The sequence below is a fragment of the Pseudomonas sp. BIGb0558 genome (genome assembly GCF_024807515.1).
In the GTDB taxonomy this organism is placed as follows: Bacteria; Pseudomonadota; Gammaproteobacteria; order Pseudomonadales; family Pseudomonadaceae; genus Aquipseudomonas; species Aquipseudomonas yamanorum_A.
The window spans coordinates 16,018-32,395 of sequence record NZ_JANUEW010000024.1; the positions used below are offsets into that span (position 1 = coordinate 16,018).

The following is a 16,378-nucleotide window of genomic DNA, read 5'->3' on the forward strand; positions in this document are numbered from 1 at the left end:
ATGTCCCAACCCACCCCTGAACTGGCCCCGGCGATTGCGACTTACATTGCCGCCGCGAATACCGGTGACACTTCGCTGGTAGTCAACTGTTTTGCCGAGGATGCCAACGTGTTCGACGAAGGCGAGCACCAGGTCGGTACCGCCGCCATTGCCCGGTGGATGGAAGACACCGGGCGCCGCTATCAGCCCAAAGTGCAGGTGCTCAATGTGCAGCATCGCACGGGCAAGGTGCTGGTCAGTAACCTGGTCACCGGCAGCTTTCCCGGCAGCCCGCTGGAACTGCGCTATACCTTCCGCCTCAATGAGCAAGGCAAGATTTCCCGATTGGATATTTCCCTGTAGCCGTCATGGCATACTGCCGGGCATGACTTTCGACTCGCCACTCGCCGCCTACCAGCACGCCATCACCGAACAGGGTTTTGTCCCCGACGACGCCCAGCGTGAGGCGGTGCAAGCCCTGCAAGACTGCCATCAGGCCCTGCATCACGGCCATGGCCCCGTCACTGGCGTGTACCTGTGGGGGCCGGTCGGGCGCGGCAAGACCTGGCTGATGGACCAGTTCTACCAGAGCCTGCGGGTGCCTGCGCGGCGCCAGCATTTCCACCACTTCATGGGCTGGGTGCATCAGCGCTCGTTCCAGCTCACCGGCACCCACGACCCCTTGCAGGCCCTGGCCCGTGAGCTGAGCCGGGAGGTGCGGGTGCTGTGTTTTGATGAGTTGTTCGTCAATGACATCGGTGACGCGATCATTCTCGGCCGGCTGTTCCAGGTGATGTTCGAGGAAGGCGTGGTGATGGTCTGCACCTCCAATCAACCTCCGGATCAGCTGTATGCCGATGGTTTCAACCGTGACCGCTTCCTGCCGGGGATCGAGGCCATCAAGCAGCATATGCGGGTAGTGGCGGTTGACGGTGGCGAAGATCATCGCTTGCATCCCGGGACTGCGCTGCAGCGTTACTGGGTTGACCAGCCCGAGGCGTTGGCCGAGGTGTTTCGCCAGTTGAGCGAGGGGCAAGCCGTCAGCCGCGCGCCGGTTGCTGTGGGCTACCGCTCCATCGTGGCGGTGCAGTCCAGCGATACGGTGCTGTGGTGCCGCTATGCCGACCTGTGCGAACAGCCCCTGGCCGCCATGGATTTCATGCTGCTGTGTGATCGTTTCAAGGCCATCCTGCTGGGCGAGGTGCCCAACCTCAGCGCGCAAAAACGTCCAGGGCGCATCGCCCGAGGCACGGAAGACGCCGCCCAGCGCGTGGATGCCGGTGACCGGGAACTGCCGGAGCTGTCGGTGCATGACGACAGTGTCCGGCGCTTCATCGCGCTGGTGGACGAGTGCTACGACCGCAAGGTGCCGTTGTACATCGAGGCCAAGGTGCCATTAGAAAGCCTCTACACCGAGGGTTACCTGGAGTTTCCATTCCGGCGCACCCTGAGCCGCTTGCAGGAGATGCAGCTGGCGCGCTTTGGTGAGCCTGACGCGCTTTCACGCGGGGAAATGTAGTTAATCTCCTTCAGCTAATGCCCGCTCCCCGCTTACAATCGATCCCTTTTATGGGGACCGAGTCCCTGTTGCACCGTTAATGAGGAAGGAAATGGACACCGCAGACATCCTGGTGCTGCAAGCCAGCTACACCAATCCGGTTCACGCCGAGGCCATTGGCCTGGTGCTCAACCATTACGCCGAAGACCCGATGGGCGGCGGCCACAGCCTGCCGGCCGATCGCCTGGAGCAACTGCCGGCCGAGTTGGCCAAGCGTGCCCATGCGTTCAGTGTGCTGGCCTTTGTTGGCGGGACTCCCGCCGGCCTGGTGAACTGCTTCGAAGGGTTTTCCACCTTTGCCTGCCGCCCGCTGGTGAACGTGCACGACGTGGTGGTGATGGATAAATTCCGTGGCTTGGGCCTGAGCCAGAAGATGCTGCAAAAGGTCGAGGAAATCGCTCGTCAGCGTGGCTGCTGCAAAATCACCCTTGAGGTGCTCGAAGGCAATGCGGTGGCACAGTCGGCCTATCGCAAGTTTGGTTTTGACGACGCGGTATTTGATCCGGAGCATGGCCGGATGTTGTTTTGGAGTAAGCCGCTTTAATTAATGTTTAGTTAATCAAAGGCAAAAAAAAGGCGCCAGCAAGTGGCGCCAAGTTGACCATGGCTATCAGAGCGGAATAGCACAGGGTATTACGGGTAAATCAGCTGTTGGGTGTACTGGTAGTTTGATCGGCTGCTGCGGGCTTGGCAGTCTTGCCGTCAGCCAGCGCGGTTTGCTGCGCCGCGCCGTGGGTTTGTTCCTGAACGAACGTGAAGTTGTTGTAGAACTCCTTCGAGCGCTCTGAACCGCCTTCTGCGAAGGCAGCTACGGAGGTCATGGTCATCAGGCCGGCAAGGATAACAGTCGAAATTTTCATGGCAGTGTCTCATTTAAGTGTGTTGGGTTCCGCGCGTTGTGGTCAGCGGCGGGATGGGGAGACTGTGAGCCAATAGTATTAAGTAAGGGTTAACCTCGGGCTGACCGGAAGTTAACGATTTCGTTAACTTCCAATCTGTTTCGACAATGAACTCAGAGCTTCCAATCCAGTGCAAGGCTGATGGAACGTGGGTCTCCCCAATACACGCCATTATAAAACCCGACGCGTTCGTAATATTTTTTATCAAATAGGTTGTTGATATTAAGTGACGCCGACAAGTGGTCGTCGAACTGGTAGCGGGACATCAGGTTGACCACCGTGTAGGCCTGCTGAGTGATCCGTGTACGTTCCCTGATCAGCGTTCCACTGGTGTCCCGGCCCACCGGGCGATAGGCAAAGTCGTAGAAGTCACTCTGCCAGTTCACTGCGCCGCCCACGGTCAGCGCATGCCACTCGCCGGGCAGGCGGTAGGCCGTGGACACGCGGAGCAGGTTCAGCGGCAGGTTGGTGTTATTGCGCTGCTTGTCGCCGTTCAGCGAGTGGGTGTAGGTGTAGCCGGCGGTCAGGTTCCAGTCAGGTCGCACCTCCCCGGAAACTTCCACCTCGAAGCCCTGCACTTTGTTGCCTTTGCCGCCGGATTTGTAAAACTGCTCACCCGTCTCCTCGTCCGGTTGGGCCGAGCTGTCCAGTTCCGCGACGTTGTCCTGTTTGCTCCAGAAGTACGCGGCTGCCACGTTCACACGTTCCTCCAGCAGGCTGCCCTTGAGGCCCACTTCATAGTTGCTGCCCACCACCGGCTCCAGGTACTTTTTGCTGGCGTCGCGCTCGCTCTGCGGGTTGAAGATATCCGTGTAGCTGGCGTAGACGGTGTACTCCGGGGTCAAGTCGTAGAGCAGGCCGGCGTAGGGTGTCCACATGTCGTTGTGGGTCTGGCTGGATTTTGACGCGCCGAGGTACTGGTCGGTGTCCTTGTCGTAGTTGTACGTGGTGCTTTCAATCTCCCAACTGCCGTAACGGCTGCCCAGTACGGCATGCAGGCGATCGGTCAGGCTCAGGCGGGTGGCCAGGTAGCCGGCCTTCTGGCGGGTGCTGCCTTGTTCGCCCTTGAGGCCGGTATTGGAGTCGGGGAATTTGCCGATTGCGCCCATGTGTTTCCAGTCGTCGATGCTGGTGTAGTCCTTGGGCACCGGGCCGTCGCGCAGGTGTGGCGAAGAATCGCGCTGCTCGGATTCGCCGTAGCCCACCATCAATTCGTGCTCACGACCCAGCAGCGAGTAGGAGCCGGCCAGGTTCAAGTCCACCACGTCCATTTTCGAGGTGCCGAGCATGTGGCTGGTCCAGGCGGTCATGCCGCTGCGGTCGGCATTGGGAAAGCCCGAGCCACCGTAGTAGACCTTGCCGTCGGTGTCGCTTTCGCGGTGGGTGTACGCGGCCTTCAGGTGCCAGTCACCGGCCAGCCGGTGGTCGAGGGTGGCGAAGGTGGTTTCGTCTTTCAGCGGCCATGAACTCCAGGTGGCCGCGATGTTGGCGGAGCGGGGCAGCTTGGCTTTGCTGCCGTCGCTGTTCCAGTAGGGCAAGGTGCCCCAGGCCGTGCCCTGCACATGCTTGTTCTGGTAATCGAAGCCCACCGCCAGCACGGTATCGTCGGTGAGGTCGCCCTCGAGGATGCCGTAGCCGACTTCCCGTTGCAGCGCGTAGTTGTCGCGATAGGACTGGCTGTCCCGATAGGCGAGCACCGTGCGGCCCCGCAGGCGCCCATCGAAGGCCAGGGGGCCGCCAACGTCCAGGTAGCTGTAGTAATTGTCATGGGAGGCGCCACTGACGCCCGTCTTGGCCTGCCACTGTGCGGTCGGGCGTTTGCGCACCATGTTGACCGTGGCCGAGGGGTCGCCGGCGCCGGTGGTCAGGCCGGTGGCACCGCGTACTACCTCGACCCGGTCGTAGATGATGGTGTCGGCATCGGACTTCATGCGGCCGAAGGTGTTGAGCATGCCGTCAATCTGGAAATTGGTGATGCCGTAGCCGCGGGATGAGTAGCCGACCCGGTCGGAGTCCAGGTGCTGCACCACCACGCCGGTAGTCTGGCGCATCACTTCGGTGAGGGTGTTGAGGTTGAAGTCGTCCATCTGTTGGCGGGTGATCACCGAGACCGACTGCGGTGTTTCCTTGATGGACAGGTTCAACTTGGTGGCGGTGTTCATTGAGCCTGTGGTGTAGGCACCGGTATGTTCGGTGTTGGCGCCAAGGCCTTCGGCGGTGATGCTGGTGCTGCCCAGCTCCAGCGCTTTGGGTTCCTGGTCGGGGTCGTTTTCGGCCAGCAGGTCCGGGCTCAGCACCACGCTGAAGAGGCCCAGGGTCAAGGTCATGGAACGGGTAATAGGCGCGAACATCGCGGCGAACTCCTTGTCGTCTATGAAAAATGCCATTGGCTCAAAGACGAAAGGAGGCGGGGAACTTTAGCGATAAACGAGAATAATTATTATCTTGGCGTCGCGGCCAAGTCGGGTTTCACCGCATTGAGCGGATGAAACCCGGGCTGTTCAAGCTACTTGAGGACCACGTTGGCGGCGTCGGTCTTTGGCTTGATCAGGCTGAAATCAATCAGCGGCTTTTGCTGGCGTGCATACGGATCGCCAATCAGCAACGGTCGTGGCTTGAAGCTGTCACTGACCAGGCTCTTGCTGTGATCCAGTTCATCGAAGCTCAAGCCCGCCATGTCGGCCCAGGTATGGATCAGCTGCGAGCTGCTGTAGGGCCGTTGCAAGTCACCGGCAAAGCTCCAGTCATGGCTTTCGCGCCACTTGGGCGAGGCATAGGCCATGAATGGAATGGTGTACATCGGCGCCGTCGGCTTGCCTTCGTTGCGGCCCAGGGTGCTGTGGCCGGCCGAGTCGAACACGTCTTCACCGTGGTCCGAGAGGTACAGCAGGAAGCCGTTCGGGTCGGTCTTGGCGTAATCCTTGATCAGGCTCGACACCACGAAATCGTTGTACAGCACGGCGTTGTCGTAGCTGTTGTAGGTCGGCAATTGTGCGTCGCTGATCCCGGCCGGCACGCCCTGGCGATCGGTGAACTTGTCGAAGGTCGGCGGGTACCGGTACTGGTAGCTCATGTGGGTACCCAGCAGGTGCACCACGATGAATTTGCGCTCGGCGGTGTCAGACATCGCCTTGGCAAACGGCTCCAGCACGTCGCCGTCGTACTGGCGCGCGTTCTGGTTGCGGTTGTTGTTCAGGTACACCTGCTCGTCGGCCTGTTCGGAAAAGGTCGTGAGCATGGTGTTGCGCTTGGTCATGGTCTGCTGGTTGGTGATCCAGAAGGTCTTGTAGCCGGCCTGCTTCATCACGCTGACGATGGACGGGGTTTTCAGGTACAGGTCCGGGTTTTCTTCGTCGGCGAAGGTCAGCACCTGTTGCAGCGCTTCGATGGTGTAGGGGCGCGGGGTGATGACGTTGTCGAACACCGCCAGTTGGTCGCGCAGCTTGTCCAGTTCCGGCGTGGTGTTGCGCGGGTAGCCGTACAGGCTCATGCGCTGGCGGTTGGTGGACTCGCCGATCACCAGCACCAGTGTCGAGGGCTGGCCGGCCATGCTGTCCTTGAGGTTGGTCAGGGGCGGGATCTTGCTGGCGCTGGTCAGCATGCCTTGCATGTTGTCCAGTTGTTCGGTGTAGCGCCGGTAGGCGACGATCATCTGCCATGGCACGGCCGGTTCGATGCGGGTTTCGAAGCGGTCGATGGCCAGTTCCATGGTTTCGCTCTTGGCGATCTGCTTGACCAGCGGGTAACCGACGATGGCAATCACGATCGCCGTGGCCGCCAGTATTGCCTGGCCACGGGGCAGGTACACCGGACGCACGCGGGTCCACAGGAAAATGGCCATGGCAGTGTGGGCAATGAACGCCAACACGATCCACCAGGCAAAGTATTGGGTGGCGTACTCGCCCGCTTCAGAAATGTTCGACTCGAACATGATGAAGATGACGCTTTGGGAGAATTCCTGCTGGTAGATGAAGAAATAACCCAGGGCGGCCATGGAGCAGGCCCACAGCACCACGCCAATCAATCCCGCCAGCAGGCGCGCGCGACGCGGGAACAACAGCATCGGTGCCAGCCACAGGGCGCTCATGAAGAATGCCTGGCGGAAACCGCTGAAGCCGGAGGTGCCGGTCAGCTGGATCAGCAGTTGGGTAATGCCCGAGAAATACCAGAAGAACAGGAACATCCAGCCGAGGCCGGCCCAATCAAAACCTTTCGCAGACGTGGTGCTGCGTTTGAACATCGACATCCAGCGCTCCAACCCAATGATTTTTCAGTCGCCGCGCGAGCAAGCACGCAGCAGAAGGCCTGCGCACGTGGCGCGGCCTTAATGGGCGGGAGTATCGGGAGGGGGATGTGAAAACTTCGTGAGTTATTCCTGAACGGTTCGTTCAGCTCACGTTCAGCAAAGAGCGGGCTGGTTGCCGGACGGCTGGTTGAGCTGGCCCTGCAAGTGTGAACGCAGACGCATGACTTCCTGCTGCAGTTGATCGCGTTCGTCTTTCAACTGGCGCAATTCATCACGGCGAATGGTGACGTAGAGGGTCTGTGGCGGACGGGTCATGTGTGCAGTGCTCATTGCTTACCTCGCAAATAGCCGGTGTATCGCGGTGCCAGAGCGCTCGATTCAAGGCTCTCGGCAGCAGTCGGGGCAATTCTGAATTCTTTTTTTAACGAAGGGAACTTTTTTATTTTTGATGGTCGTTGTGACTTTTATCCCACTGAAGGCTAAAGGATGGCCACTTTTTGTCATGAAACTATGCCAATCCGCTCTGGACTAACCCTCATTAGCCTCATTGCGCTATAAACTGTGACACACATTTATTCGTAGTAAGGAGCATCAGCACATGCAACTGGGGATTATTGGACTAGGCCGCATGGGTGGCAACATTGCGCGGCGCCTGATGCTCAATGGGCATACCACCGTGGTTTACGACCGCAATGAAGCATTCGTGAAAGGTTTGGCAGGCGAGGGCGCCACGGGCGTTGCCGACCTGGCTGGCCTGGTGGCCGGGCTGCAAAAGCCCCGGGCAATCTGGGTGATGCTGCCGGCAGGCGACCCGACCGAGAACACCATTGAAGAACTGAGCCAACTGCTGGAAGACGGTGACGTGATCATCGACGGCGGCAACACCTTCTATAAGGATGACATCCGCCGGGCCAAGGCCCTGGCGGAAAAAGGCCTGCACTATGTCGACGTCGGCACCTCGGGCGGCGTCTGGGGCCTGGAACGCGGCTACTGCATGATGATCGGCGGCGACGTCGAGACCGTTAAGCACCTGGACCCGATCTTCGAAAGCCTGGCCCCGGGCCTGGGGAACATCCCGCGCACCAAGGACCGTTCTGCCACAGCGGACAGCCGTGCCGAGCGTGGTTATATCCACGCGGGCCCAGCCGGTTCCGGGCACTTCGTGAAGATGATCCACAACGGTATCGAGTACGGAATGATGCAGGCCTTCGCTGAAGGTTTCGACATCCTCAAAACCAAGAACTCGGAAAACCTGCCGGAAGATCAGCGTTTCGACCTGAATGTTGCCGACATCGCCGAGGTGTGGCGCCGTGGCAGCGTGGTCTCGTCCTGGCTGCTGGACCTGACCGCCGATGCACTGGCCACCGATCCAAAACTCGACGGTTATTCCGGTTCTGTCGCCGACAGTGGCGAAGGCCGCTGGACCATCGAAGCCGCCATGGAGCAATCGGTGCCGGTACCGGTGCTGTCGAACTCGTTGTTCGCGCGCTTCCGCTCGCGTCAGCAGAGCACCTACGGTGACAAAATGCTTTCTGCCATGCGCTTCGGCTTTGGCGGCCATGTGGAGACACCCAAAAAATGACCGCGAACGGCAAGAAACCCAAGGCCGAACCCGCTCCGCCCACCACACTGTTTCTGTTTGGTGCCCATGGTGATTTGGTCAAGCGCCTGCTGATGCCGGCGCTGTACAACCTCAGTCGCGACGGGCTGCTGGGCGACGGCTTGCGCATCGTGGGGGTCGATCACAACGCCATCAGCGACGCCGACTTCGCCAAGAAGCTCGAGGACTTCATTCGCACTGAGGCCGCCAGCAAGGTCAAGGGCAATGCCGAGAACGCCCTGGATCCTGTGTTGTGGGACCAGTTGGCCAAAGGCATCAGCTACGTCGAGGGAGACTTCCTCGACGACGGCACCTACGCCGATATCGGCAAGAAGATTGCCGACAGCGGCACCGGCAACGCGGTGTTCTACCTCGCGACCGCGCCGCGTTTCTTTGCCGAAGTGGTGCAGCGCCTTGGCGCTGCCGGCTTGCTGGAAGAAACCCCGGAGGCGTTCCGCCGGGTGGTGATCGAGAAGCCGTTCGGCTCCGACCTCGTCACCGCCGAAGCGCTGAACGCCTGCCTGCTCAAGGTGATGAGCGAGAAGCAGATCTATCGCATCGACCATTACCTGGGCAAGGAAACCGTCCAGAACATCCTCATCAGCCGTTTTTCCAACGTGCTGTTCGAGGCGTTCTGGAACAACCACTACATCGACCACGTGCAGATCACCGCTGCCGAAACCGTTGGCGTGGAAACCCGTGGCAGCTTCTTCGAGCACACCGGCACTTTGCGGGACATGGTGCCCAACCACCTGTTCCAGTTGCTGGCGATGATCGCCATGGAACCGCCGGCCGCCTTTGGCGCCGATGCGGTGCGGGGCGAAAAGGCCAAGGTGATCGGGGCCATACGGCCCTGGTCGCTGGAAGACGCACGGGCCAACTCGGTTCGCGGCCAGTACACCGCCGGTGAAGTCAACGGCAAGCAATTGCCGGGCTACCGCGAAGAGGCCAACGTTGCGCCCGACAGCAGCACCGAAACCTTCGTCGCCCTCAAGGTGCTGATCGACAACTGGCGCTGGGTGGGCGTGCCGTTCTACCTGCGCACCGGCAAGCGCATGAGCATCCGCGACACCGAGATCATCATTTGCTTCAAGCCGGCGCCTTACGCGCAGTTCCGCGATACCGAGGTCGATGAGCTCAAGCCCACGTACCTGAAGATCCAGATCCAGCCCAATGAAGGCATGTGGTTCGACCTGCTGGCGAAAAAGCCCGGGCCGACCCTGGACATGGCCAATGTGGAGCTGGGGTTTGCCTACAAGGACTTCTTCGAGATGCAGCCGTCGACGGGTTACGAAACCCTGATCTACGACTGCATGACCGGCGACCAGACCTTGTTCCAGCGCGCCGACAACATCGAAAACGGCTGGCGTGCGGTGCAGCCGTTCCTCGATGCGTGGAAGCAGGACGACGGTATCCAGGCGTACAAGGCGGGTGAAGACGGCCCGGCGGCGGCTGACGCGCTGCTGGCCCGCGATGGCCGAACGTGGCACAGCCTCGGATGAGTGACTTGCCGAGTCAACCCATCCGGTTTGTCCTGAGTGATATGGATGGCACGTTGCTGCATCCGGATCACAGCCTCAGTCAACGCACCATCGAGACGGTTCGCGCCTTGCGCGCGGCCGGGGTGTTTTTCAGCCTGGCCAGCGGGCGCCCGCCCAAGGCCATGCGTCAGCAGGTCGAAGCACTGGGCATTGATGTGCCCATTGCCGGCTTTAATGGCGGCACGCTGGTCAATCCCGACGGCAGTATCCTGGTGGCGCATCACTTGCCGGCGGAAGCCGCGCTGGTGGCATTGGCCTTGTTTACGCCGCAGCCCGACGTGGAAGTCTGGCTGTTCGCCGATGGCGATTGGCTGCGTCGCGATCCTGGCGGGCCGATGGCGGTTCGCGAGGAGCACGGCCTGGGCTATGGGGCCATCGTGGTGGAGAGCTTCGAGCCGTATCTGGATCGGGTCGACAAGATTGTTGCCGCCAGTACCAATACCCAACTGCTGATCGAGCTTGAGGCGCAGTTGCAGCCCAGGGTCGAGGGATTAGCCCAGGTGTCGCGTTCACAGCCGGTGTTCCTGGATGTGACCGCCATGAAGGCCAACAAGGGCGAAGCCTTGAGAACCCTTGCGGCGCACCTCGGTGTGCCACTGGAACAGACGGCAGCTATCGGTGATGGCGGCAACGATCCGGCGATGTTTCACGTGGCCGGGTTGTCGATTGCCATGGGGCAGGCTGAAGAGGTGGTCAAGCGTCAGGCCAGCGTCGTTACCGGCAGTAATGTCGATGATGGCGCGGCGGAAGCCATTGAGCGGTTTATTCTCTCGGCCTATTAATTGGCAAGCAGCGTAATAAGTAGCCAGCTATGCAAAGTTGCAACTTGCATGGCTGGCTACTCACTCGTGTTAATAGCAGTCAATATACTGTGCGGTCTGGCGGCGTACTTTCCAGAGCCGCCGAGCGCCAGTTTCAGTTACTTGGGCATCGCCCAGGATTGCAACTGATAGCCATCTTTGTCGAGTTCGGCGCGGGCTTGCAACAGCAAGTTCTCTAGCTGTGCCGGGTCCGAATAAGTGCTCGAAGACAGCTGTTTGCGTCCGATACGAGTATTGGTGCGGTCGATGACGCTCAGGCTCAGGGCGCCGTTGCCGTCGTGCCAGGCCACACATTGAAAGGGCTGGAAGGCACGGTCTGCGATCAAAAGAGCTTCGTTGATGCGGAGCGGGGCGTTCATGGGGTCTTCTCTCTAAATGCCCATTCAAGTGAAGTCGTTGGTTGGGCGTGCCTGACGACTGGTTACTTGTACTGATGCACGATCACCGGGTACGGGTCACATGTTAGAAGAAGATTTTTTAACTTTCCCTGATTAAAGTCATGTAAGGGGCTATTTTGAAAGCTTCTTGAAAGTTACGCCGCGGCAATTGACCGCAGGGTCGTGACCGAAAAGCGCGGTTTACCTGTGACTTATAGCGAATCGGTACAAAGGCTGCGTCAAGATCTTGCTAGGGTTACCAGCAGACTTTCCAAATAGCTGTTTTTAAATAACTTTAACGATTTTGACGCCAAGGAATAGTCATGATTGTTACACCTGCCCAGCGTCGCCTGCTTGTGGTTGATCCTTGTGATGACTGCCACCGGCTATTGCCGGGTTTGCGCACGGCGGGGTGGGACGTAGACAGCTGTGCCCTGGAGGCGGTGGGTGAGCGCTCCTGTGACGTGGGATTGTTGCGCCTGCAGCCGTTTCACCTGGAGCGACCCGAAGCGGTCAAGGAACTGATCAGCCGCAGCGGCACCGAGTGGATCGCCGTGCTTAACCACGAAGTGCTGCGCCTGCAGAACGTCGGCGATTTTGTCTGCGAATGGTTCTTCGATTTCCATACCTTGCCGTTTGATGTGTCGCGGGTGCAGGTCACCCTGGGCCGCGCCTTTGGTATGGCGCGCCTGCGGGGCAAAGGCAACAACGCGCCTGCCGGCCAGCCCGAGCACGAACTGTTGGGCGACAGCCGCCCCATCCGGGAACTGCGCAAACTGCTGGCCAAACTGGCGCCCACCGAGTCCCCGGTGTTGATTCGTGGCGACAGCGGCACCGGCAAGGAACTGGTCGCCCGCACCTTGCACCGCCAGTCCCAACGCCACGCCAAGCCCTTTGTGGCGATCAATTGCGGGGCGATCCCTGAGCATCTGATTCAGTCCGAACTGTTTGGCCATGAGAAGGGCGCCTTTACCGGTGCCCACCAGCGCAAGATCGGACGGATCGAGGCGGCCCATGGCGGCACCTTGTTTCTCGATGAGATCGGTGACTTGCCCATGGAGCTGCAAGCCAACCTGTTACGCTTTCTCCAGGAAAAACAGATTGAGCGGGTCGGGGGCAGCCAACCGATTCCGGTGGATGTGCGGGTACTGGCGGCCACCCACGTCGACCTGGAAGCCGCGGTTGAAAAGGGCACTTTTCGGGAAGACCTGTATTACCGGCTCAACGTCCTGCAAGTGGTGACCGCGCCGTTGCGCGAGCGCCATGGTGATGTGGCGATGCTGGCCAACCATTTTTCGCACTTCTACAGCCAGGAAACCGGGCGCCGCCCCCGCAGCTTCAGCGAAGACGCGCTGGTGGCCATGGGCGAGCACGGCTGGCCGGGCAACGTGCGCGAATTGGCCAACCGCGTGCGCCGGGGCCTGGTGCTGGCGGAAGGGCGGCAGATCGAAGCCGTTGATCTGGGTTTGCAAAGCCAACAGGCAATCGCGCTGCCGATGGCTACACTGGAAGATTACAAGCACCGCGCCGAACGTCAGGCGCTGTGCGATGTGCTCAACCGGCACAGCGACAACCTGAGTGTCGCGGCCCGTGTGCTGGGGGTTTCCCGGCCGACGTTCTACCGGTTGCTGCACAAACACCAGATCCGCTAGGGCGGGTAAACCGAAAAGCCCCGCAACGACCCTTATCGTTGCGGGGCTTTTCCTTGTGTGCCTCAGAAGTAATACGGGAATTTCAGGCTGAACGTAAAGTCTGGCGCATCATCCGTCATCCCGATGGACAGGTTCGGCACAATGGTCAGGTTCTCGCTGGCCGCAATGGTCATGCCTACGTTGAAGTAGCCGGCATTGGCGTCGCTGGAGACCACTGACTGCCAGTCGCCGCCATCTGGCTTGAGCTTGCTCTTGCGCTGGATCAGGTCGGAGACCGAAAACGACATACTCATCTTCTCGTTCAAGGCAAAGGCCACACCGACACCTAACTGGAAGCTGTCACCCAGCCGTACTTTGCCACCGACCTTTTCATTCACCGTGGAGCTGATGTCATCGAAGGACTCTTCGAAGTTGTGGGTGTAGGAGAGTGAGCCAAACAGCACCGCTGGATCAAAGGTCTTGACCAGGGAAATACCCGGCGTAATCGACCAGACGCCGTTGCCGGTCGGCAGGTTTTCCGGCACGTAGAGGTTGGTGTTGTTAGGCGACTGTACCAGCTTGATACCAAACGGCTCCTGGCCGGTGGGGGCCTTGACCCGTACCGAAACTACCGCATCCGGAAGAGTCGGCGTTTCGTCCAGGAACTTGTAGGACACGCCAAAGTTGACGTCGCCGATAGTCGGGTCGCGACTGACCGACTCCTCGGACGTCGCCGTACCACTGCCACCATTCGCGCCACCGGACTGATAGGTCGACTCGCGGTAAACCACTGGCACGTTCACATCGAACTGCCAGCGATTGTCGACGTTGTAGCGCCCGGTCAAATCCAGGGTCCAGTTATCGGCCTTGATTCGGTCCAGGTTGATATTGCCCAAAAAGATCGAGTCCAGCGCCAGGAAACCATTAAGGGTCAGCTGGCGAGCATCGTAACGGGCATAGGTGATACCTGTTTCAAAGCTGAACTTGCCGTCGCCGAAAAAGCCACTGGCCTCGTTGTAGAGGTTGCTCACGCTCTGCGCCGGGGCTGAGTCGTCTTTCAGGGCCTGGCCATACGAACTTCCGCCGCCCGCACCACCCGACGCAGCCGCAGCACCCGTGCCGGCGACGGCTGCCCCGTTGTTCTTGAAGTCTGCCGGGGACTTGGCCAAGCGTTTAGGGGCGGGCGTTGCGGGCTGGTCTTCGACCTGACGCACACGCTGTTCCAGCACCGCCAGGGCTTTTTGCTGCACTTCGTAGCGCTGCTTGAGCTCCAGAAGCTCTTGTTTGAGCGTCTCGATATCGGCGTCTGGTGCGGCATACAACAGGGATGCTGGCAACAGCGTACTTAAACAGACCACCGCACGTAGTGATAACGATCGATGCATGAAATAAGCCGTCCTTTTGTATTGCGAAGGTGTTCGCGGTCAGCGTAGTTCAATAACCGAGAGTGCGTAGGCCTTTAAGTTGGTCCAAATTGCAGTTCAACGCGCCGTTGTTGAGTCCGTTATTGCCCATGACGACGTTGAGTTGGGTGATGTTGTTGACGAAGTTAGTATTGCCGGTCAACACGGTACCTTGCAGCACGTTGCCGCCGCCGATCTGCTGGAGGCTGTTGCCTTGATTGTTATTGGCCTGGATCGCCATTTGCAGGCCGCCATTTTGCGCAGATACCGCGACATTGCCCGCCGCGCTGGTGCCTGTTACGACGCCGCCCGCCACCAGTACATTGCCGGACTGCACGATGTTGGCCGGTGCCAGGCCGTTTTCGGTAACGTTGATCCCCACATTGTTGTAGGCCGTGTTGCCATCGCCGGCAGCACGTACGCTCTGGGTCACGCCCTGGCCGCTGCCCAGGCCTGCACCGCCGACGACGGTGCCCGTGCCGGTGCCTGGGTTGCCAGTACCGGTGCCTTTTGAGCCATAGGTCTGCACATAAAATTGTGGGGTGATGGTGCTTTTGTCGATTTGCATGTTGGCGGTGCCGGTGATGCTGTCGCCTACGGCGTTGGTCCAGGTACTGCTCATGACAATGCCGAAGCTGATGATTCGTCCTGGCATCACATAACGGCCGCGCAGCTCGGCCATTTCCGAATCCTTGAGTTCGATCGGCTTGAACCCCGATGAAGCATAGGCGGGCATTGAGGCTGCCAGACACAAGACCGTCAGCCAACGGGAAGTGTTCATCTTCTGCTCCTGGAGCGTCCTGCCCCTTATTGCGCTTCTTTAGAAGAAGTCGCTCTGGATAAAACCGAAATCCATCAGCTCGGCATCGCCTACGGGTCTGAACTCATTCAGGCGGTTCTTGGCGGTCAGCGGCGTGGGCGGGTCGAGCAGGACATTGGTCTTGTCGTAACCTTCGCCCAGCACGGCGAAGACAATGCCATTCCAGCCCTTGACGAAATCGTCCCGCGAGTAGCGTTTATGGCCCAGGACCGGGTCGCCGATATAGACCCAATCCTTGTCTGCTCGCTGCATCACCACGAAGTGCTTGTAGCCGCGAATTTCCAGCAGCACCACGACCGGGATTTTCACGGTAATCAACGTATCCGGCCCGATTTTGTAGCCCCGGGCGCGCATGCCGATGCTTTCCAGATAGCGCTTCATATCCAGCATGGAGAAGCCTTGGGTGCGCACCAGATCCTGATTGGCGTTGACCAGCATGCCTTTGATTACGTGCTCTTCGTCGACGTCCAGCCAATAGCCCTGACGCAGGATGGTTGCCAGGGCGGCGGCGCCGCAGCTGAAATCGGTTTTCTGTTCCACCAAGTTGGCGAACCGGCGCTCACGAATGCTCTCGACCTTCTTGAAAATCACCCCACCGCCGGGCATGGCGGGGATGGCCATGGACCCCGCCCAGGTCGGGCCGGTGAGTAACACCAGGAGAGTAAGGGTCGCGAGGCGCATGATCGAATGACCTGTTGGACACTGGAATAAAAAAGGGCCTTGTTGCCAAGGCCCGATTGGATCAGAAGCGTACGCCGTTGCCTGCTGCACACTGGGTGCAACCGCTGCCCAGGGTAAGGGTGTTGCTTTGTTGGTTGCCCGAACCCGCACTTACGTTGATCCCGAGGTTGCCGGAAGAGTAGTTGCCCGAGTTGGTAAGTGTGGCGTTGTTGCTGACGTATTGAGCCTGGCCGCTGTTGCCGTAGCCATGCGTGGTAGAAGCTTCGTTGAGGAAGTGGTTATCCAACGATTGCTGATCGGTGTTGGATGCTGCAGCCACATTGTTGCCATCGGCGGTAACGATGGCCAGGTTGTTTTTCTGTTGGTTGCCTTGGCCGGCGGCGGCGTTGATGCCTGCGTTGCCGGAGCTGTTGTTGCCCGAATTGTTCAGCGACGCAGTGTTCTGGGTCCCTTTGTTGGTGAACTTGTTGTTTTGGCTTTCTTGATAGATGTCAGCCACGGCAAACACCGAGGCGGCGTCATCGGCGCTGCTGGTGATGGAGGCGGCGTTGTCTTGCTGGTTGCCGGAGCCGGAAGCGATGTTGGCGCCCAGGTTACCGCTGCTGTGGCTCAGCGAACCATCGGCTTTGGCGTTGTTGGTGGTTTTGGTGTCGTCGAATTTGTTGTCTTTGCTGACTTGAGTGTCAGTCACAACAGCGGCGACGGTGCCAGTTGGAACAGGGGCTGGGTGCCAGCCACCAGGGCCACCTGCGTGTGCAGCAACAGCCATGAGCGCAGTCAGAGCGAAAACCAGTGGTTTAAGAGCCATTGTAGGTTTCATGG

At 59.6% G+C, this 16,378-nt stretch carries 16 protein-coding genes; 7 read left to right on the top strand and 9 right to left on the bottom strand.

Annotation, left to right across the window (positions count from 1 at the left end; translation table 11 throughout):
* From M2400_RS23515 to M2400_RS23525, 3 genes are all read left to right on the top strand, one after another.
* Positions 1–342 (top strand): nuclear transport factor 2 family protein, encoded by a 342-nt coding sequence (locus M2400_RS23515; protein WP_177047709.1) that lies wholly within the window; start codon positions 1–3, stop codon positions 340–342.
* A 22-nt stretch (positions 343–364) separates the two neighbouring features.
* The gene (gene zapE, locus M2400_RS23520; RefSeq protein ID WP_259198324.1) at positions 365–1,498 is read left to right on the top strand and encodes a cell division protein ZapE; all 1,134 of its coding nucleotides are present in this window, start codon (positions 365–367) and stop codon (positions 1,496–1,498) included.
* A 91-nt stretch (positions 1,499–1,589) separates the two neighbouring features.
* Entirely contained in the window at positions 1,590–2,081 is a 492-nt protein-coding gene (locus M2400_RS23525; RefSeq protein ID WP_177047713.1) for a GNAT family N-acetyltransferase, read from the top strand.
* 100 nt (positions 2,082–2,181) lie between these two features.
* Here the strand turns inward: M2400_RS23525 and M2400_RS23530 are convergent, their stop codons facing one another.
* From M2400_RS23530 to M2400_RS23545, 4 genes are all read right to left on the bottom strand, one after another.
* Positions 2,182–2,397, bottom strand: coding sequence for a hypothetical protein (locus M2400_RS23530; protein ID WP_177047715.1), 216 nt, complete (start codon positions 2,395–2,397; stop codon positions 2,182–2,184).
* Between the two features lie 152 nt (positions 2,398–2,549).
* A complete protein-coding gene (locus M2400_RS23535) occupies positions 2,550–4,787 on the bottom strand; it encodes a TonB-dependent siderophore receptor (RefSeq protein ID WP_259198326.1) in 2,238 nt (745 codons plus the stop codon).
* 155 nt (positions 4,788–4,942) lie between these two features.
* Complete coding sequence (locus M2400_RS23540) at positions 4,943–6,682, bottom strand: phosphoethanolamine transferase CptA (RefSeq protein WP_177047719.1); 1,740 nt, start codon at positions 6,680–6,682, stop codon at positions 4,943–4,945.
* Between the two features lie 153 nt (positions 6,683–6,835).
* Complete coding sequence (locus tag M2400_RS23545) at positions 6,836–7,012, bottom strand: DUF6026 family protein (RefSeq protein WP_256348195.1); 177 nt, start codon at positions 7,010–7,012, stop codon at positions 6,836–6,838.
* A 244-nt stretch (positions 7,013–7,256) separates the two neighbouring features.
* On the opposite strand from M2400_RS23545, the gene gnd reads away from it, so the two are divergent.
* The 3 genes from gnd to M2400_RS23560 are packed head-to-tail and all read left to right on the top strand — an operon-like array spanning position 7,257 to position 10,605.
* Entirely contained in the window at positions 7,257–8,264 is a 1,008-nt protein-coding gene (gnd, locus tag M2400_RS23550; RefSeq protein ID WP_259198424.1) for a phosphogluconate dehydrogenase (NAD(+)-dependent, decarboxylating), read from the top strand.
* A complete protein-coding gene (zwf, locus tag M2400_RS23555; RefSeq protein ID WP_259198329.1) occupies positions 8,261–9,784 on the top strand; it encodes a glucose-6-phosphate dehydrogenase in 1,524 nt (507 codons plus the stop codon). Before gnd ends, zwf begins: the two co-directional genes overlap by 4 nt.
* On the top strand, positions 9,781–10,605 hold the full coding sequence (locus M2400_RS23560) for an HAD family hydrolase (RefSeq protein ID WP_177079594.1): 825 nt from the start codon (positions 9,781–9,783) through the stop codon (positions 10,603–10,605). Before zwf ends, M2400_RS23560 begins: the two co-directional genes overlap by 4 nt.
* Before the next feature lie 137 nt (positions 10,606–10,742).
* Here the strand turns inward: M2400_RS23560 and M2400_RS23565 are convergent, their stop codons facing one another.
* Positions 10,743–11,003, bottom strand: a complete 261-nt coding sequence (locus M2400_RS23565) for a hypothetical protein (protein ID WP_177047729.1) — start codon at positions 11,001–11,003, stop codon at positions 10,743–10,745.
* 341 nt (positions 11,004–11,344) lie between these two features.
* Between M2400_RS23565 and M2400_RS23570 the strand changes: the two genes are divergently transcribed.
* A complete protein-coding gene (locus tag M2400_RS23570; protein WP_259198334.1) occupies positions 11,345–12,673 on the top strand; it encodes a sigma-54 dependent transcriptional regulator in 1,329 nt (442 codons plus the stop codon).
* A 62-nt stretch (positions 12,674–12,735) separates the two neighbouring features.
* Here M2400_RS23570 and M2400_RS23575 read toward each other — a convergent pair whose 3' ends face one another.
* From M2400_RS23575 to M2400_RS23590, 4 genes are all read right to left on the bottom strand, one after another.
* Positions 12,736–14,037 carry a hypothetical protein gene (locus M2400_RS23575; RefSeq protein WP_259198335.1) on the bottom strand — a complete coding sequence of 434 codons (1,302 nt, stop codon included), beginning with the start codon at positions 14,035–14,037 and terminating at the stop codon, positions 12,736–12,738.
* A gap of 49 nt (positions 14,038–14,086) precedes the next feature.
* Complete coding sequence (locus tag M2400_RS23580; RefSeq protein WP_259198336.1) at positions 14,087–14,836, bottom strand: hypothetical protein; 750 nt, start codon at positions 14,834–14,836, stop codon at positions 14,087–14,089.
* Positions 14,837–14,875: 39 nt separating this feature from the next.
* Positions 14,876–15,556 (bottom strand): C39 family peptidase, encoded by a 681-nt coding sequence (locus tag M2400_RS23585; protein ID WP_259198337.1) that lies wholly within the window; start codon positions 15,554–15,556, stop codon positions 14,876–14,878.
* Positions 15,557–15,617: 61 nt separating this feature from the next.
* Positions 15,618–16,376 carry a hypothetical protein gene (locus M2400_RS23590; protein ID WP_259198339.1) on the bottom strand — a complete coding sequence of 253 codons (759 nt, stop codon included), beginning with the start codon at positions 16,374–16,376 and terminating at the stop codon, positions 15,618–15,620.
* Between the last annotated feature and the right edge of the window lie 2 nt (positions 16,377–16,378).